This window comes from Streptomyces sp. NPDC050988, from assembly GCF_044456225.1.
In the GTDB taxonomy this organism is placed as follows: domain Bacteria; phylum Actinomycetota; class Actinomycetes; order Streptomycetales; family Streptomycetaceae; genus Streptomyces.
The window spans coordinates 493,496-513,881 of sequence record NZ_JBITFQ010000001.1 but is presented as its reverse complement, the minus strand read 5'-3'; the positions used below and the strand labels follow the sequence as shown (position 1 = coordinate 513,881).

Genomic DNA, 20,386 nt, shown 5'->3' with positions numbered 1-20,386 from the left:
GGTGCGACGGGGGTGTCTCGCGTGGCCGTGAAACTCCGCCCGCGTCGGGGCGGCACCACGACACTCGTGAGCCCGGGCGCGAGCACTCCGGTGTTCCCTGGCCTCGGGAAGGTGCCGCGCCCACGGCGCGGCGGGGTGCACGTCGGGGCCGGGGAACGTCCGGTCGTGGCGCCCTCGCCACCCGCACCGGTGAGCGCGTGGCTGCCCAGCGCCCCGTGCTCCCGGGTCTGCGTGGAGTCCGTGGGATCGCCGGCCGCCGTGCCGCGCGCCCTGCTGCGGCTGGCCGCACTCCTGGCAGTGCTCCTCTTCGGGATCGTGCTGATCCCGGTCGTGGGGCGGCTCGCCGCCGTGTGGCGCGACCGGCTCACCCGGACGTGGTGCCGGACGATCGTGCGCGCCACGGGCGTCCGGCTGCGGATCACCGGGTCGGCCCCGCCCGGCGGCGGACTGCTCCTGGTGGCCAACCACATCTCCTGGCTGGACATCCCCCTGCTCGCCGCCGTCCGCCCCGCCCGGATGCTCGCCAAGGCGGAGATCAGGCAGTGGCCCGTGGCCGGAGTGCTCACCGCGAGCAGCGGCGCGCTGTTCATCGAGCGCGACCGTCTGCGCGCACTGCCGAGGACCGTCGAACGGATCGCGGACTCCCTGCGCGGCGGATCGGCCGTCGTGGTCTTCCCGGAAGGGAGCACCTGGTGCGGCCGTGCCCAGGGCCGCTTCCGCAGAGCCGCCTTCCAGGCCGCCCTGGACGCCGCCGTGCCTGTCCAGCCGGTGCACCTCCACTACCGGTTCGACGGGGGAGCGGCGGCCACCGCGCCCGCGTTCGTCGGGAGCGACTCGCTGCTCACCTCGGTCTGGCGGGTCCTGTCGGCCCGCGCTCTCGTGGCCGAGGTACGCGTCGAGCCGGTGCTCGGGGCGGGCAGCGCACCCGACCGGCGAACCCTCGCCCTCGCCGCCGAGACCGCCACCAACGGGGCGGCCGACACCGGGACGGCCGTCGTCGAGACCGCCGACGCCCACCGAAGGAACGCCGACGCCCACCGGAGGAATGCCGAAGCCCACCGGAGGAATGCCGAAGCCCGCCGGGGGAGCGCGAACTCGGAGGCGTATGCCCGCCTCTGACGCACCGTCACCACTGCGGGGTACCGTCCCCGCATGTATCCCGGAGCGTACGACCCCGCCAGGCCGGCCGTCGTCACCGCGGACGGCGGCCGGACCCTCACCTACGGCCAACTCGAAGAGCGTTCCCTGCGCCTCGCGGACCACCTGAGGACCGCCGGACTGCGCGCGGACGACCATCTGGCTCTCCTCTCCGACAACGACCCACGCGTCCTTGAGGTCTACTGGGCGGCGGGTCGTACGAGCGGGCGCTGGCCGCCGCCTCACCCGAACCCCCGGCCCGTCAGCCCCGTGGCGCCGACATGCTCTACTCCTCCGGCGCCACCGGCCACCCCAAGGGCATCGCACCGACGCTCCCCGAGGGTGGACGCGCTGCCGTGCACCCCCACCGGGAAACTGGCCAAGTCCAGCCTCAGGAAGGCCTATTGGGACCGAGAGCCGTAGCCGCTCAGCGCACGTGCGAGGTAGGGAGCCGTGGCGCTCGCCTGCGCCCGTGAGATCTCCGTCGGAGGCCCCGCCGCCACGATCCGGCCTCCCGCGTCGCCGCCGCCCGGCCCGAGGTCGACCACCCAGTCCGCGCCCGCCACCACCGCCATGTCGTGCTCCACGACCACGACGCTGTGCCCGGCGTCGACCAGACCGTGCAACTGCCGCATCAGAACCTCGACATCGGCCGGGTGCAGCCCGCTCGTCGGCTCGTCGAGGAGATAGAGCGTGTGACCACGGCGTACGCGCTGGAGTTCGCTCGCCAGCTTGATGCGCTGAGCCTCACCGCCGGACAACTCGGTCGCAGGCTGGCCGAGCCGCAGATAGCCGAGTCCGACATCGAGGAGCGTGGTGAGGCTGCGCGCGACGGCCGGAGTGTCGGAGAAGAAGTCCGCGGCGGCCTCGACCGTCAGGTCCAGCACCTGCGCGATGTTCCTTTCCCGGTACGTCACTTCGAGCGTCTCGGGGTTGTAGCGCGCCCCGCCGCAGTCCGGGCACGCGGCATAGGTGCTCGGCAGGAAGAGCAGCTCGACGCTGACGAACCCCTCGCCCTGACACGTCTCGCAGCGCCCGCCCGCCACGTTGAACGAGAACCGCCCCACGCCGTAACCGCGCCGGTGCGCCTCCTCCGTGGCCGCGAAGACCTTCCGCACGACGTCGAAGAGCCCCGTGTACGTCGCCAGATTCGAGCGGGGCGTACGGCCGATCGGCTTCTGGTCGACAGCGACCAGCCGCCCCACTCCCGGAAGGTCCGCCGTGATCTCCCCGATGAGCGTGGACTTGCCCGAGCCGGAGACACCGGTGACCGCGGTGAGCACACCGAGCGGGAACTCGGCGGTCACCCCGCGCAGGTTGTGCCGTGTCACCGGACCGACCTTCAACTGGCCGCGCGGCACCCGGACTTGACGTGCCGCGACGGGGGAGCGGTCGAAGAGGAACCGGGCCGTCGCCGACTCCGTGACACTCTCCAGGTCCGCCACCGGGCCGCTGTGCAGCACCTGCCCGCCGTGCTCGCCGGCCCTCGGCCCCACGTCGACGAGCCAGTCGGCACCGCGCATGACATCGAGGTGGTGCTCCACGACGAACACCGAGTTGCCGGACGCCTTGAGCCGGTCGAGGACCGTAAGGAGTGCCTCCGTGTCCGCCGGGTGCAGTCCGGCGGACGGTTCGTCGAGGACGTACACGACTCCGAATAGGCCGGAACGCAACTGCGTGGCCAGACGCAGCCGTTGGAGCTCACCCGCCGACAGCGTCGGGGTGGCGCGGTCGAGACTGAGATAGCCGAGGCCCAGTTCGGTGACGGGGGCGATACGCGCCAGCAGATCCTCGGTGAGGACGCGGGCGGTCTCCGAATCGCCATGTCCGGTGAGGGAGTCGGCCAGTTCGACGAGCGGCAGCGCGGCCAGCTCCGCGATGTTCCGGCCCGCGAACGTCACCGCGAGCGCCTCGGGCCGCAGCCGACTGCCACCGCACACCGGACAGGGCGCGGCCTCCAGAAACCGCTCGGCCTTGGCCCGCAACGTCTGACTCTTCGAGTCCGAGAAGGTCTTCATGACATAGCGCCGAGCGCTCATGTACGTGCCCTGGTACGGGCGTTGGATCCGCTCGGCGTCCCGCACCGGATGCACGGTCACGACCGGCTGCTCGCCCGTGAACAGGATCCACTCGCGCTGCTCGGCGGGCAGCTCGCGCCACGGCCGGTCCACGTCGTACCCCAGCGTGTCCAGGACATCGCGCAGGTTCTTGCCCTGCCAGGCGCCCGGCCACGCGGCGATCGCGCCCTCGCGGATCGACAGCGACGGGTCGGGGACCAGCGACTCCTCGGTCGTACGGTGCACCCGACCGAGCCCATGGCACTCGGGGCAGGCCCCGGCGGCCGTGTTCGACGAGAAGGAGTCCGAGTCGAGCCGCTCGGCCCCCGGCGGATAGTCGCCCGCACGCGAGAACAGCATCCGAAGCGAGTTGGAGAGGCTGGTGACCGTACCCACCGACGAGCGCGAGGTCGGCGTCGACCGCCGCTGCTGCAACGACACCGCCGGCGGCAGCCCGCTGATGTCCCCGACCTTCGGCGCGCCCACCTGATGGATCAGCCGCCGCGCGTACGGGGCCACCGACTCGAAGTACCGCCGCTGCGCCTCCGCGTAGATCGTCCCGAAGGCCAGCGACGACTTACCGGACCCGGACACACCGGTGAAGACCGCCAGCACATCCCGCGGAACATCGACATCGACCCCCTTGAGATTGTGCTCACGAGCACCACGCACACGGACGTACGGGTCGTGGGGGCTGTGCATGGGCGGACTCCAGAGGGGGTGTAGATGGGCGCCCCGAAAGGGGCGCGGGGAACTGCGCGACCAGCCACGACCGGCCCGCAGGCAAAAAATGACCAAGCGGATCACTCAGGCGGGGGCCAACCCCACAACCTCCGCCAACCGCCGATACGAGTCCACCAGCGCCTCCCGGTCATACGTGCTGGTCGTGACCAGCACTTCATCCGCCGAGGTCTCCTTGATCACCGTCTCCAGCTCGTGGGCGACCTGCTCCTCGGTCCCGACGACATGGCCGGAGAGACCGGATTCGTAGAAGCCGCGCTCCCGCTCCGTCATGCTCAGCGCCTCCACACGCTCGGCAGGCGGCAGCGGCGGAAACGTGCCGTGCGTGCGCGAGTACGCCATCGACCAGGCCTCCGGGACGAGCAGGCGCCGAGCCTCCTCCGGGGTCTCCGCGACGGCGACCGTGCCGGAGATGACCACGTACGGCTCCCGCGCCCAGGCGGACGGCCGGAACGTGTCGCGGTAGTGGTCGATGCCGCGTCGCATCTTGTCGCGGTTCCTGAGGTCGCCGATCACCATGGGGAGGCCGGCCCGGGCGGCGATCGTGGCGCCCTCGCCCATGGCCAGCACGAACGGCGGCACGGTCAGGCCCTCGGGGGGACGTGCGTGCACACCGGTCGGGGACGTGCCGCGGAACCAGCCGAGCAGCTCGTCGAGCTGGGCCGCGAAGTCGTCGGCCACGTCCTTGTCCCGGCCCAGCGCCTTCCGTACGCCGTCCGTGAACCCGACGGAACGGCCCAGGCCCATGTCGACGCGGCCGGGGAACAGGGACTCCAGCACGCCGAACTGTTCGGCCACCACCAGGGGCTGGTGGTTGGGCAGCATCACCCCGCCCGTGCCCACCCGGATCGTGCTGGTCGCGGCGGCGACCGCGGCGGCGAGGACGGTCGGCGCCGAACCGGCCACGCCGGGCACGCCGTGGTGCTCCGAGACCCAGACGCGGTGGTACCCGAGCCGTTCCAGGTCCCGCGCCAGCCGGACGGTGTCGCGCAGCGCCTCGGGGGCGTCGTGTCCCTCCCGGGTGCGCGAGCGGTCGAGGACGGAGAACCGGGTCGCTCCGAGACGAGAACCCCGGTCCCGTCGGGCTTCGTGATCCTGCTCGTTCACCATGGCTTCTCCGCTGGAAGGAATGTGCTCTGTTGTCTCAACAGCCGTTCCTCCGATTTCTTCCGCGACTCCAGGCCCCGGCGCGTGCCCGGCGGTGCCGATGATGGGAAAAAGACGGCACCAATGATGGTCTATTGATGGATCCCGCCCCTTCATTATTCCGCCGGGACACACCTAACGTTGCGCCCACGTAAACAGCCTGGCCGTCGGACGCTCGCTCCTTTCCCGCTGATCCGCGGGGTCTGTCGAGAGCCGCTGTCCAGAGCTGACGGTTGTCTGAAGGGAGAAGGCGATGGCGCCGACGGAACTGCTCATCGGAAGCCGGTGGCAAGCGTCGACAGGGTCGGGGGGGACCCGGGAAGTGAAGTCCCCCTTCGACGGTTCGACCGTCGGCACCGTGGCACTCGCAGGCCCCGAGGACGTCGAGGTGGCCCTGGCCGCGGCGGTACGGGGCGCCGCGGTGTGGCGGCGTACACCCGCCCATGAGCGGATGAGGATCCTGCTGCGGGCCGCCGAACTGGCCGACGAACGGGCCGGAAAGATCGCGCAGACCATCAGCGCGGAGTCCGGCAAGACCATCACCGAGGCCACCGGCGAGGCATCGCGCTCCGGAGACCTGATCCGTCTCGCGGCCTTCGAGGGGACCCAGCTCTACGGCGAGACGCTGCCCCTGGACGCGAACCGCGGCACCGGCTTCGACAAGGTCGGCTTCACCCTGCGCCAGCCCTGCGGTGTCGTGGTGGCCATCACGCCGTTCAACTACCCCGCACTGCTCGTCCTGCACAAACTGGCACCGGCTCTCGCGGCGGGCAACGCCGTCGTCCTCAAGCCGGCCACCTCGACCCCGCTGACCGCGCTGGAACTCGCCTCCTGCTTCGTCGACGCCGGGATTCCCGAGGGCGTGCTCTCGGTGCTCGTCGGATCCGGCGGGGTGCTGGGGGACGCGCTGGTCACCGACCCCCGGGTGCGGAAGATCTCCTTCACGGGATCCACCGCCACCGGCGAGCACATCGCGCGGGTCGCCGGGGTGAAGAAGCTCTCCCTCGAACTGGGCGCCTCCTGCCCGGTCGTGGTCCTGCCGGACGCCGACCTCGAACTCGCCGCGAGCGCGGTCGCGCTGGGCGGCTATGTGAACGCCGGGCAGGTGTGCATCTCCGTCCAGCGGGTGATCACCCACCCCTCGGTGACCTCCGACTTCCTCGACGCGCTCGTCCCCAAGGTCAAGGCCATCCGGACCGGCGACCCGTCGTCCTCCGAGACGACGATGGGCACGCTGATCACGACCGCCGAGGCGGAGCGTGTGGAGCGGGCCATCGCCCAGGCCGGCACCGACGGCGCCCGGATCCTGACCGGCGGCGAGCGTGACGGGGCCGTGGTGAGCCCCGCCGTCGTGGCCGACGTCCACCCCGACTCCCCGTTCAGCCAGCAGGAGCTGTTCGGACCCGCCGTCGCGGTCAGCTCGGCCGCGGACTGGGAGTCCGCGATCGCCCAGGCCAACGGCACGGCGTACGGCCTGGGGGCGGGCGTGTTCACCTCCGACGTGGCCGGCGCGGTCCGGGCCGTACGGGAGATCGACGCGGGCTCGGTGCACATCAACTGGACACCGCTGTGGCGCGCCGACCTGATGCCGTACGGCGGACTCAAGGGCAGCGGCTACGGCAAGGAGGGCCCGCGCGCGGCGGTCAGCGAGATGACCGAGGTGAAGACCATCGTGCTGCACGGCCGTCCCTGGTGAGTTCGTGGCCCTCCGATTTCCCTCCCTTCCGAACTTTCTGAAGATCCACGCCGCCCGAGAGCCGTGGGTATCTCCCCAACAGGAGCCCGACCATGACTGACCCGACGACCCGGCGCACCGTGCGCCTCACGGTGGCCCAGGCCCTCGTCACCTACCTCTCCCGCCAGTACTCCGTGGCCGACGGCGAGCGCCGCCGCCTGATCCCCGCCGCCCTGGGCATCTTCGGCCACGGCAACGTGGCCGGCCTCGGCCAGGCGCTGGACCAGCTCAGCGACGAACTCCCCTTCGTCCAGGGCCGCAACGAGCAGGCGCTCGTCCACATCGCGACGGCCTACGCGAAGGCGTCCACCCGGCACGCCACCCTGGCGGTCACCGCCTCCATCGGCCCGGGCGCCCTCAACATGGTCACCGGCGCGGGCCTCGCGACCGTCAACCGGCTCCCCGTCCTGCTGCTGCCCGGCGACACGTACGCGACCCGTCACCAGGGACCCGTGCTCCAGCAGTTGCAGCACCCCATCGAGGCCGACACCTCCGTCAACGACGCCTTCCGGCCCGTGTCCCGGTTCTTCGACCGCATCACCCGGCCCGAGCAGCTGCTCACCGCGCTGCCCGCGGCGATGCGGGCGCTCACCGACGTCGACACCGGTGCGGTCGTCGTCTCCCTCCCGCAGGACATCCAGTCCCACGCGTACGACTACCCGGCGGAGTTCTTCGCCGAGCGCGACTGGCCGATCCGGCGCCCCGCGGCGGACGCCGACGAGGTCGCCGCGGTGGCACGCATGCTCGCCGAGGCGGAGAAGCCGCTGATCATCGCCGGTGGCGGCGTCGTGTACTCCGGTGCCACCGAGGAGCTGGAGGCGCTGGCGGACGCGGCGGGGATCCCCGTGGCGGAGACGTTCGCGGGCAAGGGAGCGGTCCAGAGCCGGGCCTGGTGGCAGCTGGGCGGCATCGGCCTGGAAGGCACCCCGGCCGTCAACACCCTGGCCAGGGAAGCCGACTTCGTGCTGACCGTGGGCTCACGCCTGACGGACTTCTCCACCGCCTCACAGTCGATCTTCCAGAACCCGGACGTGCGGTTCGCCGCCGTCAACGTCAACGTGCACGACGTGAGCCGCCTGGGCGCCACCGGGATCGTGGCCGACGCCAAGCGGGCCCTCGCCGCACTGACGGAGGCGGTCCGCGCGAACGGCACCACCACCTCCCCGGCCTGGCAGGACAAGGCACGTGCCCTGCACGAGACATGGTGGGCCCAGCGCGCCGCAGCCCTCGACCCCGACACCCCCTTCGACCTCTCGGCCGAGCCGGACGACTCGGACGTCGTACGCGACACCGACGCGGTGCTCACCCAGGGCCAGTTGATCGGCCTGCTCCAGGAGCACGCGCAGGACGGCGACACCATCATCGCCGCCGCCGGTGGCCCGCCCGGCGACCTGCAGAAGGTGTGGGACGCCACCGAAGGCCGCCGCGCCCACCTGGAGTTCGGCTTCTCCTGCATGGGCTACGAGCTGCCCGCGGCGATCGGCGTACGGTTCGCGACCCCCGACCCGGCCCGCCGGGTGCTCTCCCTGCTGGGCGACGGCACGTTCCTGATGGCGCCGACCGAACTGGTCACCGCTGCCCAGGAGAAGCTCCCGCTCACCATCGTGATCCCGGAGAACCACGGGTACCAGGTCATCCACCGCCTCCAAATGGTGCGCAACGGGCGGGAGTTCGGCAACGAGTTCCGCTACCGCGAGGGCGGCCTGCACCTGGCGGAGGCCGGCGGCGACACCAAGCCGGCCCGCCTGGAGGGCGATTACCTCAAGGTCGACCTCGTCCAGACCGCGGCGGGACTCGGCGCCCGCGCCCTCCGCGCCACCACCGCCGACGAGGTGCGCACCGCACTGGCCGACACCCGCGACCACGTGGGCCCCGTCGTCCTCGTCGTACCCGTGATCCCGCACGCGGACCTGCCCGGCGCGGGCGTGTGGTGGGACGTGGCGCCCGCCGAGGTGTCCGACCAGGAGTCGGTCGCCCAGCTGCGCGGCGAGTACGAAGAGGGCCTGGCTTCCCAGAGGTGGTACGGATGAACCGCTCCCCGCTCGACCACGGCCGCCTGCGCGCCCGGCTCGCCGAGGGAGAGCCCACCTTGGGCACCTTCGTGGGGATGGCCTCCCCGGTCGCGGCCGAGGTGTGCGCCGCCGCGGGCGCCGACTGGCTGCTCCTCGACCTCGAACACGGCGCCGGGGGAGAGGAACAGGTCCGCGAGACCGTCCCGGTGGCGGCCGCCTACGGAGTCCCGACCGTCGTACGCGTCGAGTCTGCGGCCCGGATCCGAATCGGCCGCGTCCTCGACCTGGGCGTCGCCGGGATCATGCTGCCGCGCCTCGACACGGCGGCCGAAGTCCGCGAAGCGCTACGGCACCTGCGTTACCCGCCCGCGGGGGATCGGGGCGTGGCCACGTACAACCGGGCCTGTCGCTTCGGGCTCGACTCCGCCGCCCTGGACCGGGAGGGCGAGCTCCTCGGCGTGGTCCAGATCGAGTCGGCGAGCGCCCTCGCGGAGGTCGAGGCGATCGCCGCCCTGGACGGTGTCGACGTGCTGTTCGTCGGCCCCCGCGACCTCAGCCACGACCTCGGAGTGCCGGGCGACTTCGCCGCCCCGGTCTACCGCGAGGCCCTGGAACGCGTGCGCAAGGCCGCCGCCGCACACGGCAAGGTCTGCGGACTGCTCGTACCCGACGGCGCGGCGGCCGCCGCCAAACGCGCCGAGGGCTGGACGTTCATCGCCATCGGATCAGACTCGACCCTGCTCGCAGCCGCCCTGTCCGCCGCCCTCGGCGAGGCCCGGCCGCAGCCCCGGGACCACCAGGAGACACAGTCATGACCACAACCCCCTCGGGAGCCGCACGCGAGATCGGCGTCGGACTGATCAGCGTCGGCTGGATGGGCAAGCTGCACAGCCGCGCCTACCAGGCACTGCCCTCCGTCTACCCCGAGTTGGGCCTCAAGCCCCGGCTCGTCCACGCGGCGGACACGGCCGAGGACCGCGCGGCCTACGCCCGTGACGTGCTCGGCTACGAGAAGGCCGGCACCGACTACCGCGCCGTACTGGACGACCCGGACGTCGAAGTCGTCTCGATCTGCGCGCCGAACGTCCTCCACCACGAGATAGGCATCGCCGCCGCCAAGGCGGGCAAGCCGTTCTGGATCGAGAAGCCCGTCGGACGCGGAGCCGAGGAGACCGCCGAGGTCGCCGCGGCGGCCCGCGCGGCCGGGGTCGCCACCTCCATCGGCTACAACTACCGGCACGCGCCCGCCGTGGAGCGGGCCCGCGAGTTGATCGCCGAGGGCCGCCTGGGCCGTATCACCAACGTGCGCGCCACCTTCTTCTCCGGTTACGCCTCCGAGCCCAAGGGCGCCCTGTCCTGGCGCTTCAAGCGGGAACTGGCCGGACATGGCGCGCTGGGTGACCTGATGAGCCACGTCGTCGACCTGGTCAGCTATGTCGTCGCCCCGATCCGTGAGGTCTCCGCGCTCACCAGCACCATCTACACCGAGCGCCCGATCCTCCCGATGGGCTCGGGCACGCACTTCGCCGTCATCGAGGACGGCGAGATGGCACAGGTCGAGAACGACGACTACGCCGCCGCCCTCGTCCGCTTCCACGGTGACGCCGTCGGCACACTGGAGGCCTCCCGCACCATCGTCGGCCCGCAGTGCGGCATCGGCTTCGAGATCTACGGCACCGACGGCTCGCTCACCTGGAACTTCGAGCGCATGAACGAGCTGCGCGTCGCCCTGGACCGCAGTGGCCCGAACCAGGGGTACACCACCGTGCTCGGCAACGGTCACATGGGTGACTACGCCAGCTTCCAGCCCGGCCCCGGCAACAGCATGGGCTACGACGACCTGAAGGTCATCGAGGCGAAGAAGTTCCTCGCCGCCGTCGCCGGCATCGAGCACCACAACTCCACGATCGAGGACGCGCACGCCGTCGCCGAGGTCATCTCCGCGGCCGCCGCCTCCGCCGAGAGCGGCACCTGGGAGCCGGTGGCGGACGTCACCGGAGCGACCTTCGGCCACCAGGCACGGAGCTGATCGCATGGACGGGCATGTCGTAGTGGCCCTCGGCCCGGTCGACCCGGACACCGTCGGAGGCATCCTCGGAGACCGGGTCACCTTCGTCACCCACCCCACGCCCGAGGACCTCGCGGTCGCGGAAGGCGCCATCGTCCGCGCCGACCGGCACGTCGACGAGGACTTCCTCGCACGAGCCCCGCGGCTGCGCGTCATCGCCCGCACCGGAGTCGGTGTGGACCTCGTCGACGTCGCCGCGGCGACCGCCCGCGGCATCCCCGTGGTGATCACCCCGCAGAGCGGCTCGCGGGCCGTGGCCGAGGGCGTCCTCGCCATGACCCTGCACCTCGTCAAGAGGCTGCGTCCGCTCACCGACCTGGTGCGCGAGGGCCGCTGGGCCGAGCGGAACACCGTGCCCGTCGGCGACCTCGACGGCGCCACCATGGGCATCGTCGGCTACGGCCGCATCGGCCGCCGGGTCGGTGAACTGGCCTCGGCCTTCGGTATGCGGATCGTGGCGTACGACCCGTACAGCCCGCCCCCGCCCGAGGTGGCCTGCTCCGATCTCGGTGAACTGGCCGAGATGAGCGACGTACTGACACTGCACGTTCCCCTCACCGAGAGCACGCACCACCTGGTCGGCGAGGAGCTGCTGTCCCGGGTGAAGCCCGGGACGGTCCTCGTCAACTGCGGCAGGGGTGGCCTGCTCGACCCGGACGCCACCCTGATCGCTCTGGAACTGGGCAGGCTGTCCGGTGTAGGACTGGACGTCTTCGATCCCGAACCGGCCGTGCACCACCCGCTGTTCGACCATGCCGACGTTGTCCTCACCCCGCATCTGATGGGCATGACGAACAGGGCCATGGCCCTGACCTTCATCGACGCCGCCCGCGGTGTCGCGGACGTGCTGGCGGGCCGTCCGCCGGCCGCGGTCGCCAACCCCGACTGGAACCACCGAAAGGCCACGGCATGAACACTCAAGCGCACCGGATCGCTGGAGCGCCCATTTCGTGGGGCGTGTGCGAAGTACCCGGCTGGGGCTACCAGTTGACGCCCGAGCGCGTCCTGAAGGAGATGCGCGAGGTCGGTCTCGCCGCCACCGAGATCGGGCCCGAGGGCTTCCTGCCCGGCGAGCCGCAGGCCATGGCGCGGGTTCTCGACCACCATGACCTCCAGGCCGTCGGCGGCTTCACCCCGCTCCTGCTGCACGTGCCCGGGCACGACCCGCTGCCCGAGGTCGAGACGCTCCTGGAGAGCTACGCCGCCTCCAAGGCCGACGTCCTCGTCCTGTCGGCCGTCACCGGGCTCGACGGTTACGACTCCCGGCCCGAACTCGACGCCGACGGCTGGCGGCTGCTGCTGTCCAACCTGGACCGGCTGTCCGGGCTGGCTTCGGAACGCGGCGTGCGGGCCGTACTGCACCCGCATGTCGGCACGATGATCGAGAACGGCGACGAGGTCCAGCGCGTGCTGGAGCACTCCGCGATCTCCCTCTGCCTCGACACCGGCCACCTGCTCATCGGCGGCACCGACCCCGCCGAACTCACCCGGCAGGCACCCGAGCGGATCGCCCACACCCATATGAAGGACGTGAACGCGGCCCTCGCCGCCAAGGTCCAGTCGGGCCGCCTCACGTACACGGAGGCCGTCCGGGAGGGCATGTACCGGCCGCTCGGCGCCGGTGACGTGGACGTCAGGGCCATCGTGACCCACCTCGGGGCCCGCGGCTACGACGGCTGGTACGTCCTGGAGCAGGACACCATCCTCACCGAGGAGCCCACGGGCCGGGGGCCCCTGGACGACGTATGGGCCAGTGCGGAGCACCTGCGCTCTGTGCTGGGCGACGCTGCGTAGCGGGCGATGAGGTGTTCTTGATGGGTTCCTGCGGATCCATCGAGGGTCGCGATCACCTCAAGCCTTGAGGGTCGCCGGGTCCCGGCGACCGGGGCCGTCCTTACCGGTCACCGGGCCAATGCCGGGCAGCTGAGATTTATCTCCTGCTCGGCATATTGGCGCGTCTGCGAATCAGCGGAATGACCTCGGTGGCAGGCCGGGACGACTGCTCCAGAATATATTCGAGTTCGGGCCGACATACATGATGCACCGGCTTCGTCCGGTCCTCGACCAGGAATGGGGAAACAGACGTGACTACGGAGGACCTGCTGGCCACCTGCTGGACCACCACGGGCAATGCCGCACCCGGGTGGCCCGACTCACGGAGCCCGCTGACGCTTCGGGAGCGGGTGGAAGCGGCGAGCTCCGCCGGCTTCAAGGGCTTCGGCCTGTTGTACGCGGACCTGGTCGAGGCCGAGCGCGCATACGGACTGTCCGGCATCCGGTCCCTCTTCGAGGACAACGGACTCGTCCACATCGAATTGGAGCTGCTGACCGACTGGTGGGCCGACGGAGCACCGCGTGCCGCGTCTGACGCCGTCCGCCTGGACCTGCTCCGGGCCGCCGAGGCACTCGGCGCGCGCCACCTCAAGATCGGACCGGACGTCGAGGACAGGCCGTGGGAACTCGACGTCTGGGCCGAGGAGTTCGCCACGCTGGCCGCGCAGGCGGACGGTGTGGGCGCCCGGCTCGGGATCGAGTTCCTGCCCTGGACCAACCTCAAGACCGTGCACGACGGACTCCGGCTCGTCGAGGCCGCCGGTCACCCGGCCGGCGGTCTGATCATCGACGTCTGGCACACCGAGCGCGCCCACACCCCGCCGGCCGAGCTGGCGGACGTACCCGCGTCACGCATCGTGGGCGTGGAGCTCAACGACGCGGACAGCGAGGTGATCGGGACCCTCTTCGAGGACACCGTCAGGCGCCGACGCCTGTGCGGCGAGGGATCGTTCGACCTGACGGGGATCATCTCCGCGCTCCGCACGGCCGGCTGGACCGGTCCCTGGGGGGTGGAGATCCTGTCCGACGCGCATCGCGCTCTTCCGGTGCGCGAGGCCGCCGAAGCGGCGTACCGCACCGCCGCGGCGGTACTGAAGTAACCGCACAGGGGGCAGGCGGGTATGGCGCGTGTGGTTTATGGGGCTCGATCGCGTGAGGATTTGATAACGAAAAGGGCAGGCGACTGCCCGCGACATTTCGCGTGTATATGACACGGGAAATGGCCCGTCAGGGAAATGCTCTGACCTTTCCCTTGATGGATAAATGATGTCTTTGCGTATATTGACGCTGGGGTGCAACTGGGGCTTGTATCCCGTCATAGGCAACAGCCGTGTTAACGGCATGTGACCGCGGGGTCCTTCCCGGTCGGTCACCTGTTCCTTCTCCAGTCGCACAGTGAGGTGCCGGAAAGATGAACCGCTCGCTCCACTCCCGTTCCCGCAGAATCGTCCCCGCAGTGGCCGCGGCCGCCGCGGCGGCTCTCGTCCTCGCCGGTTGCTCCAGTGACTCCGGTGGCAAGAAGGCCGAGGAGGACACGGGCGCCGCGTCCGCCGGCAAGGCCAACACTCCCCGTATGAAGGTCGCGATGATCACGCACGCGGCTCCCGGTGACACTTTCTGGGACACGATCCGCAAGGGGGCGCAGGCCGCCGCCGCGAAGGACAACGTCGAGCTGATCTACTCCAGCAGCCCCGACGGTGCCAAGCAGGCCAACCTGGTGCAGAACGCGATCGACCAGAAGGTCGACGGTATCGCGGTCACCCTGGCCAAGCCGGACTCCATGAAGTCCGCGGTCGCCAAGGCGGAGAAGGCCGGTATCCCCGTCGTCGGCTTCAACGGCGGCGTCGACGACTGGCAGGAGCAGGGCCTCCTGGAGTACTTCGGCCAGGACGAGACCGTGGCCGGTGAGGCCTTCGGCGAGAAGCTCAACGCACTCGGTGCCAAGAACAACATCTGTGTCATCCAGGAGCAGGGCCACGTCGCTCTGGAAGCACGCTGTGCGGGTGTGAAGAAGACTTTCAAGGGCAAGACGACGAACCTGTACGTGAACGGCACGAACATGCCGGCTCTGAAGTCGACGATCACCGCCAAGCTCAAGCAGGACTCCTCGATCGACTACGTGGTCACCCTCGGTGCCCCGTTCGCCCTGGCGGCCGTGCAGTCGCTGGACGACGCGGGCAGCAAGGCCAAGCTGGCCACCTTCGACCTCAACAAGGACCTCATCGGAGCCATCGAGGACGGCGACATCCAGTTCGCCGTGGACCAGCAGCCCTACCTCCAGGGCTACCTGTCGGTCGACTCGCTGTGGCTCTACAAGACCAACGGCAACTTCAGCGGTGGCAGCCAGGAGCCGGTGCTGACCGGTCCGGCGTTCGTGGACAAGTCGAACGTGGAGACCATCGCGAAGTTCGCCGCGAAGGGCACCAGGTGATCTCCATGTCCCAGGCAACGGCACCGGCGACGAGTTCCTCGTCGCCGGCTCCGCCGGCCGCCCCCAAGGACGGCCGGACCGCGGAACGCTCCCTGGCCCGCCGGCTGGCGGCCCGCCCCGAGATCGGCGCGCTGATCGCGGCGATCGCGGTGTACGTCTTCTTCTTCGCGGTCGCCTCCCCCTTCCGTGAGGCCAGCTCGCTGTCCAACGTGCTCTATGAGTCCTCGGTGATGGGCATCATGGCCCTGCCGGTGGCCCTGTTGATGATCGGCGGCGAGTTCGACCTCTCCGCCGGCGTCGCGGTCACGACCTCGGCGCTGACGGCCAGCATGTGGAGCTTCCAGCTCTCCATGAACGTATGGACCGGTGTCCTGGTGGCGCTGCTGGTGTCCCTGGCCATCGGAGCGTTCAACGGCTACCTGCTGGTCAGGACGGGGCTGCCGTCGTTCTTGATCACGCTCGGCACGTTCCTGATCCTGCAAGGCGCCAACCTGGCCATCACCAAGGTCTTCACCGGGAATGTCGCGACTGACTCGATCAGTGACATGGACGGTTTCGACCAGGCTCAGAAGGTCTTCGCGTCGGAGTTCAGCATCGGCGGTGTCGATGTGAAGATCACGGTGTTCTACTGGCTGGTCTTCGCCGCGGCGGCGACCTGGCTGCTGCTGCGTACCAAGTTCGGCAACTGGATTTTTGCGACCGGCGGTAACAAGGAGTCGGCCCGTGCGGTGGGTGTGCCGGTCACCTTCACGAAGATCGCCCTGTTCATGGGGGTGGGGGCGGGTGCCTGGTTCGTCGGGATGCACATCCTGTTCTCGTTCAACACCGTCCAGTCCGGCGAGGGTGTGGGCAACGAGTTCCTGTACATCATCGCCGCGGTGATCGGCGGCTGTCTGCTGACCGGCGGGTACGGCTCGGCGATCGGCCCGGTCATCGGTGCCTTCATCTTCGGCATGGTCTCCCAGGGCATCGTCTACGCCAACTGGAACCCCGACTGGTTCAAGGCCTTCCTCGGCGTCATGCTCCTGCTCGCCGCCCTCGTCAATCTGTGGGTCCGCCGCCAGGCGACCCGGAGGTAACCCATGACCACCAACCCCATCACCTCCGACGGGTCGGTCTCACCCAACGGGACAGCCCCCAAGAAAACGGCATCGGCGGACGGCACACCCACCGTCGAGCTGAAGGGCGCGGGCAAGTCGTACGGCAACGTCCGGGCCCTGCACAGCGTCGACCTGGCCGTCCATTCCAGCCAGGTGACCTGTGTGCTCGGCGACAACGGCGCCGGCAAGTCCACCCTGATCAAGATCATCTCGGGGCTGCACCAGCACACCGAGGGCGAGTTCCTCATCGACGGCCAGGCGGTGCAGCTCAGCAACCCGCGTGAGGCCCTCGACAAGGGCATCGCCACGGTCTACCAGGACCTCGCCACCGTCCCGCTGATGCCGGTCTGGCGCAACTTCTTCCTCGGCTCCGAGATGACCAAGGGCCCCTGGCCCATCCGGCGCCTGGACATCGCGAGGATGAAGCAGACCGCGGACACCGAACTGCGCCACATGGGCATCATCCTGGACGACCTCGACCAGCCCATCGGCACCCTGTCCGGCGGCCAGCGCCAGTCCGTGGCCATCGCCCGCGCCGTCTACTTCGGCGCCCGCGTCCTCATCCTGGACGAGCCCACCGCGGCCCTGGGCGTCAAGCAGTCCGGCGTGGTCCTGAAGTACATCGCCGCCGCCCGCGACCGCGGCCTGGGCGTCATCTTCATCACCCACAACCCGCACCACGCCTACATGGTCGGCGACCACTTCAGCGTCCTGCGTCTGGGCACCATGGAACTCTCCGCCGCCCGCGCCGACGTCAGCCTCGAAGAACTCACCAACCACATGGCCGGCGGCGCCGAACTGGCCGCGCTGAAGCACGAGCTGGCCCAGGTCCGCGGCGTCGACGTCGAAGAACTCCCCGAAGAGGCAGAGCTCCAGGTCGGTGCGCAGCGCAACTGACCCTCGTCCACAGGCAACTGATCCTCAGGCACAGGCCTGATCCTCAGGCATAGGAGAGACACTGCATATATGTCATCTCAGGGAGTACTCGGCGTAGCCGTCATCGGCACCGGCAAGATGGGGGCCGATCATGTCCGAAGGCTCCAGCACGTCATCAGCGGGGCGCGGGTGACCGCCGTCGTGGACATCGACGCGGAGCGGTCCAAGGCCCTCGCCGACACGCTGGACGGATGCACGGCGTACACGGAAGCCGCGGTCGCGCTGGCCGCGGAGGACGTGGACGCCGTGCTGATCGCCTCTCCCGGGCCCGCCCACGAGGCGGCCCTGCTCGAAGCCCTGGGCCGTGATCTGCCGGTCCTGTGCGAGAAGCCGCTCACCCCTGACGCGGCGTCTGCGCTACGGGTCCTGGAGGCGGAACAGCGGCTCGGGCACCGCCGGGTGCAGGTGGGCTTCATGCGCCGGTACGACTCCGAGTACGTGAAGCTGAAGCAGCTGCTCGACGGCGGGGAGTTGGGCAGGGCACTGATGGTGCATCAACGGCACCGCAACCCCTCCATGCCGTCGGGGTTCACCACCGAGATGCTCATCAACGACTCGGTCGTACACGAGATGGACGTGACCCGCTGGCTCCTCGATCAGGAGATCACCTCGGTCACGGTCCTCAAGCCGACTCCGTCCTCACTGGCGCCAGAAGGCATGAGCGACCCTCAACTCGTCCTGTTCGAAACCGAGTCGGGGGCTCTAGTCGACGTCGAGATCTTCGGCCACTGCGGTTACGGATATCAGGTGTGGGCCGAAGCCGTCTGCGAGCGCGGCGTCGCGGGCATCGGTGATGAGTACGGACCACGGCTCAGCACCGATGGCCGGTGGGGCGGCCGCGTCACGCCGGACTACATCGAGCGGTTCGAGGACGCGTACGACCGCCAGGTACGGGCCTGGGTGGACGCCACCCGGCGCGGCGAGGTCACCGGTCCCAGCGTCTGGGACGGCTACGCGGCGGCCGCGGTGTGCGAGGCGGGCGTGCGTGCCCAGCGGGAGGGCCGGCGGGTCGAGGTCGAGCTGATCGAGCGGCCCGACCTCTACCGGTAACCGCCCTCTAGTGGTACATGGCTTATGCACAACGGGAGAGGGCGGTGCCGTTTCGGCACCGCCCTCTCCCGTTCTCCTGTTTCTCTCAGACCATTCTTGCTCTCAGACCGTGTTCGGCAGGACCGTCCGCGGTCGGGGCGGGAACCCCGCGCCCTGGTAGCACTCGTCGATGAGCCGCATGGTGGCGACCGAGTCATCGGCGTCCAGGCGCAGCGGCGCACCCCGCCGCAGATGGGCCGCGAACGCTTCGAGCTGATAGGTGTACGAGGACCGGCGGCCGAGCATCTCGGTGCGCTCGCCCGAGGCCGTGCGGACCAGGACCCGGTCGTCGAGGTGCGGTTGGACGAAGTTCGTCGCCGTGGCCTCACCGAGTGAGCCCACGATCCGGTAGCTCATCTCCCACTCGTGGTACGCCATGTGGCAGCGGGCGGTACCGGTGACACCACTGGGGAACTCCAGCTCGGCGTCCAGCCATTCGTCGACCCCGGGCGCGCCCGGCCGTTCACCGCCGCGCGCGGCGACGAGCCGCGGTGCGCCGCCCGCCCAGGGCGCGAGCACCCGCTGGGCGTGCAGGCTGTAGCAGCCCAGGTCCATCAGAGCGCCACCCGCCAGCGGAAACGACCAGCGCAGGTCGGTGTCCGGCGGCGCAGGCATGAGCATCGTGGTTTCCACGTGCCGGAGTTCGCCCAGTTCCCCGCTGTCCAGCAGCTCGTGCAGGCGTCGGGTGACCGGGTGGAACAGGTAGTGGAAGCCCTCCATGAAGACGGTGCCCGCCTTCGCGACGGCGTCCCGTACCTCCACGGCCTCCTCCGCGATGCTCGCGGACGGCTTCTCCGTCAGCACGTGCTTGCCCGCCGCGAGCGCGGCGAGGTTCCAGGGCCCGTGCAGGCTGTTGGCGAGCGGGTTGTAGACGACCTCGACCTCGGGGTCGGCGAGCACGTCGGCGTACGAGTCCAGGACCCGTTCGACATCGTGCTCGGCGGCGAAGGTCTCGGCGCGGGACCGGTCGCGGGCGGCCACCGCCACAAGGCGGTGGCCGGTCACGCGGGCCGGGCCGACGATCGCGAGCTCGGCGATGCGGGCCGCCCCCAGTATGCCGATTCGCAGTGGCTCGTCCGTCATGCCTTACGCACCTCTTCCAGTCGTACGGGCCGGCGCTCGTGCAGCGACAGCGTGCAGGCCTCGGCGATCCAGCTCGCTTCGAGGGCGTCCGCCACGGTGCAGGGAGAGGGCCGGGAGCCCGCCACGACCTCGGTGAACGCGGTGAGTTCGGCGCGGTAGGCGTCGGCGAAGCGGTCCATGAAGAAGGAGTGCGGCGTGCCGGCGGGGAAGGTGACTCCCGGCTCGACGGACCGCAGCGGCAGCTTGTCCTCCAGGCCCACGGCGATGCTGTCCTTCATACCGTGCACCTCCAGGCGGACGTCGTAACCGCGGGCGTTGTGCCGGGAGTTGGAGATGACACCGATCGTGCCGTCGTCGAAGGTGAGGAGCGCGGAGGCGGTGTCGACGTCGTCCGCCGCCGCGATGTAGTCCGCACCCCGGTTGCCGCCGGTCGCGTACACCTCGACGACCTCGCGGCCGGTGACCCAGCGCACGATGTCGAAGTCGTGCACGCTGCAGTCGCGGAAGATGCCGCCGGAGACGGCCACGTACGCGGGGGGCGGCGGCGCGGGGTCCAGGGTGGTGGACCGTACGGTGTGCAGCAGTCCGAGTTCGCCGCTCACCACGGCCGCGCGCGCGGCGACACAGCCGGCGTCGAAGCGCCGGTTGTAGCCGATGTGCACCTCGACCCCGCCGCCCTCCACCGCACGCAGCACATCGAGGCTCTCCTCGATGCCGAGGGCTACGGGCTTCTCGCAGAAGACCGGGATGCCCGCCTTGACGGCGGCGAGGATGAGTTCGGGGTGTGCGTTGGTCGCGGCGGCGATCACCACTCCGTCCACACCGGCGGCCAGTACCGCGTCGGGGGAGTCCACCGCCGCGGCTCCGAACCGCTCCGCGGCGGCGGAGGCGGCCGCGGCCACCGGGTCGGTGACCACCAGAGAGTCGACCGCTTCGAGTCCTGACAGGGTTTCCGCGTGGAAAGCGCCGATCCGGCCCAGCCCCATGATGCCAATACGCATGAGAATCTTGCTCCTTC

At 70.3% G+C, this 20,386-nt stretch carries 17 protein-coding genes; 13 read left to right on the top strand and 4 right to left on the bottom strand.

What is annotated here, in order from left to right:
* Positions 1 to 189: 189 nt before the first annotated feature.
* Together ACIBEI_RS02275 and ACIBEI_RS02270 are read left to right on the top strand one after the other, a co-directional pair.
* Entirely contained in the window at positions 190 to 1,119 is a 930-nt protein-coding gene (locus ACIBEI_RS02275) for a lysophospholipid acyltransferase family protein (protein WP_398885069.1), read from the top strand.
* Between the two features lie 33 nt (positions 1,120 to 1,152).
* On the top strand, positions 1,153 to 1,560 hold the full coding sequence (locus ACIBEI_RS02270; protein WP_398884179.1) for an AMP-binding protein: 408 nt from the start codon (positions 1,153 to 1,155) through the stop codon (positions 1,558 to 1,560).
* On the opposite strand, the gene ACIBEI_RS02265 is transcribed toward ACIBEI_RS02270, so the two are convergent.
* Positions 1,539 to 3,896: an ATP-binding cassette domain-containing protein gene (locus tag ACIBEI_RS02265; protein ID WP_398884177.1), complete on the bottom strand. Its 2,358-nt coding sequence runs from the start codon at positions 3,894 to 3,896 to the stop codon at positions 1,539 to 1,541. The two genes, ACIBEI_RS02270 and ACIBEI_RS02265, sit on opposite strands and share 22 nt — an antisense overlap.
* Positions 3,897 to 4,001: 105 nt before the next feature.
* Entirely contained in the window at positions 4,002 to 5,045 is a 1,044-nt protein-coding gene (locus ACIBEI_RS02260; RefSeq protein WP_398884174.1) for an LLM class flavin-dependent oxidoreductase, read from the bottom strand.
* A 289-nt stretch (positions 5,046 to 5,334) separates the two neighbouring features.
* Between ACIBEI_RS02260 and ACIBEI_RS02255 the strand changes: the two genes are divergently transcribed.
* The 11 genes from ACIBEI_RS02255 to ACIBEI_RS02205 all read left to right on the top strand — a co-directional run bounded on the left by ACIBEI_RS02255 (position 5,335) and on the right by ACIBEI_RS02205 (position 18,246).
* On the top strand, positions 5,335 to 6,777 hold the full coding sequence (locus ACIBEI_RS02255; protein ID WP_398884172.1) for an aldehyde dehydrogenase family protein: 1,443 nt from the start codon (positions 5,335 to 5,337) through the stop codon (positions 6,775 to 6,777).
* Positions 6,778 to 6,869: 92 nt separating this feature from the next.
* Positions 6,870 to 8,846 carry a 3D-(3,5/4)-trihydroxycyclohexane-1,2-dione acylhydrolase (decyclizing) gene (gene iolD, locus ACIBEI_RS02250; RefSeq protein ID WP_398884170.1) on the top strand — a complete coding sequence of 659 codons (1,977 nt, stop codon included), beginning with the start codon at positions 6,870 to 6,872 and terminating at the stop codon, positions 8,844 to 8,846.
* Positions 8,843 to 9,643: an HpcH/HpaI aldolase/citrate lyase family protein gene (locus tag ACIBEI_RS02245; protein WP_398884168.1), complete on the top strand. Its 801-nt coding sequence runs from the start codon at positions 8,843 to 8,845 to the stop codon at positions 9,641 to 9,643. The genes iolD and ACIBEI_RS02245 overlap by 4 nt, the downstream gene beginning before the upstream one ends.
* On the top strand, positions 9,640 to 10,857 hold the full coding sequence (locus ACIBEI_RS02240; RefSeq protein WP_398884166.1) for a Gfo/Idh/MocA family protein: 1,218 nt from the start codon (positions 9,640 to 9,642) through the stop codon (positions 10,855 to 10,857). The genes ACIBEI_RS02245 and ACIBEI_RS02240 overlap by 4 nt, the downstream gene beginning before the upstream one ends.
* A 4-nt stretch (positions 10,858 to 10,861) precedes the next feature.
* Positions 10,862 to 11,809, top strand: coding sequence for an NAD(P)-dependent oxidoreductase (locus ACIBEI_RS02235; RefSeq protein WP_398884164.1), 948 nt, complete (start codon positions 10,862 to 10,864; stop codon positions 11,807 to 11,809).
* The gene (locus tag ACIBEI_RS02230) at positions 11,806 to 12,690 is read left to right on the top strand and encodes a sugar phosphate isomerase/epimerase family protein (RefSeq protein WP_398884162.1); all 885 of its coding nucleotides are present in this window, start codon (positions 11,806 to 11,808) and stop codon (positions 12,688 to 12,690) included. Before ACIBEI_RS02235 ends, ACIBEI_RS02230 begins: the two co-directional genes overlap by 4 nt.
* A gap of 290 nt (positions 12,691 to 12,980) precedes the next feature.
* On the top strand, positions 12,981 to 13,829 hold the full coding sequence (locus ACIBEI_RS02225) for a sugar phosphate isomerase/epimerase family protein (protein ID WP_398884160.1): 849 nt from the start codon (positions 12,981 to 12,983) through the stop codon (positions 13,827 to 13,829).
* A 311-nt stretch (positions 13,830 to 14,140) separates the two neighbouring features.
* Positions 14,141 to 15,160 (top strand): sugar ABC transporter substrate-binding protein, encoded by a 1,020-nt coding sequence (locus tag ACIBEI_RS02220; RefSeq protein ID WP_398884158.1) that lies wholly within the window; start codon positions 14,141 to 14,143, stop codon positions 15,158 to 15,160.
* Positions 15,161 to 15,165: 5 nt separating this feature from the next.
* Complete coding sequence (locus tag ACIBEI_RS02215; RefSeq protein WP_398884156.1) at positions 15,166 to 16,239, top strand: ABC transporter permease; 1,074 nt, start codon at positions 15,166 to 15,168, stop codon at positions 16,237 to 16,239.
* Positions 16,240 to 16,242: 3 nt separating this feature from the next.
* On the top strand, positions 16,243 to 17,157 hold the full coding sequence (locus tag ACIBEI_RS02210) for an ATP-binding cassette domain-containing protein (protein ID WP_398884153.1): 915 nt from the start codon (positions 16,243 to 16,245) through the stop codon (positions 17,155 to 17,157).
* Between the two features lie 69 nt (positions 17,158 to 17,226).
* Positions 17,227 to 18,246, top strand: a complete 1,020-nt coding sequence (locus ACIBEI_RS02205) for a Gfo/Idh/MocA family protein (protein ID WP_398884151.1) — start codon at positions 17,227 to 17,229, stop codon at positions 18,244 to 18,246.
* 102 nt (positions 18,247 to 18,348) lie between these two features.
* Here the strand turns inward: ACIBEI_RS02205 and ACIBEI_RS02200 are convergent, their stop codons facing one another.
* Both ACIBEI_RS02200 and ACIBEI_RS02195 read right to left on the bottom strand, forming a co-directional pair.
* Positions 18,349 to 19,368 (bottom strand): Gfo/Idh/MocA family protein, encoded by a 1,020-nt coding sequence (locus tag ACIBEI_RS02200; RefSeq protein ID WP_398884149.1) that lies wholly within the window; start codon positions 19,366 to 19,368, stop codon positions 18,349 to 18,351.
* Positions 19,365 to 20,369: a Gfo/Idh/MocA family oxidoreductase gene (locus tag ACIBEI_RS02195; RefSeq protein WP_398884147.1), complete on the bottom strand. Its 1,005-nt coding sequence runs from the start codon at positions 20,367 to 20,369 to the stop codon at positions 19,365 to 19,367. The genes ACIBEI_RS02200 and ACIBEI_RS02195 overlap by 4 nt, the downstream gene beginning before the upstream one ends.
* Positions 20,370 to 20,386 lie beyond the last annotated feature (17 nt).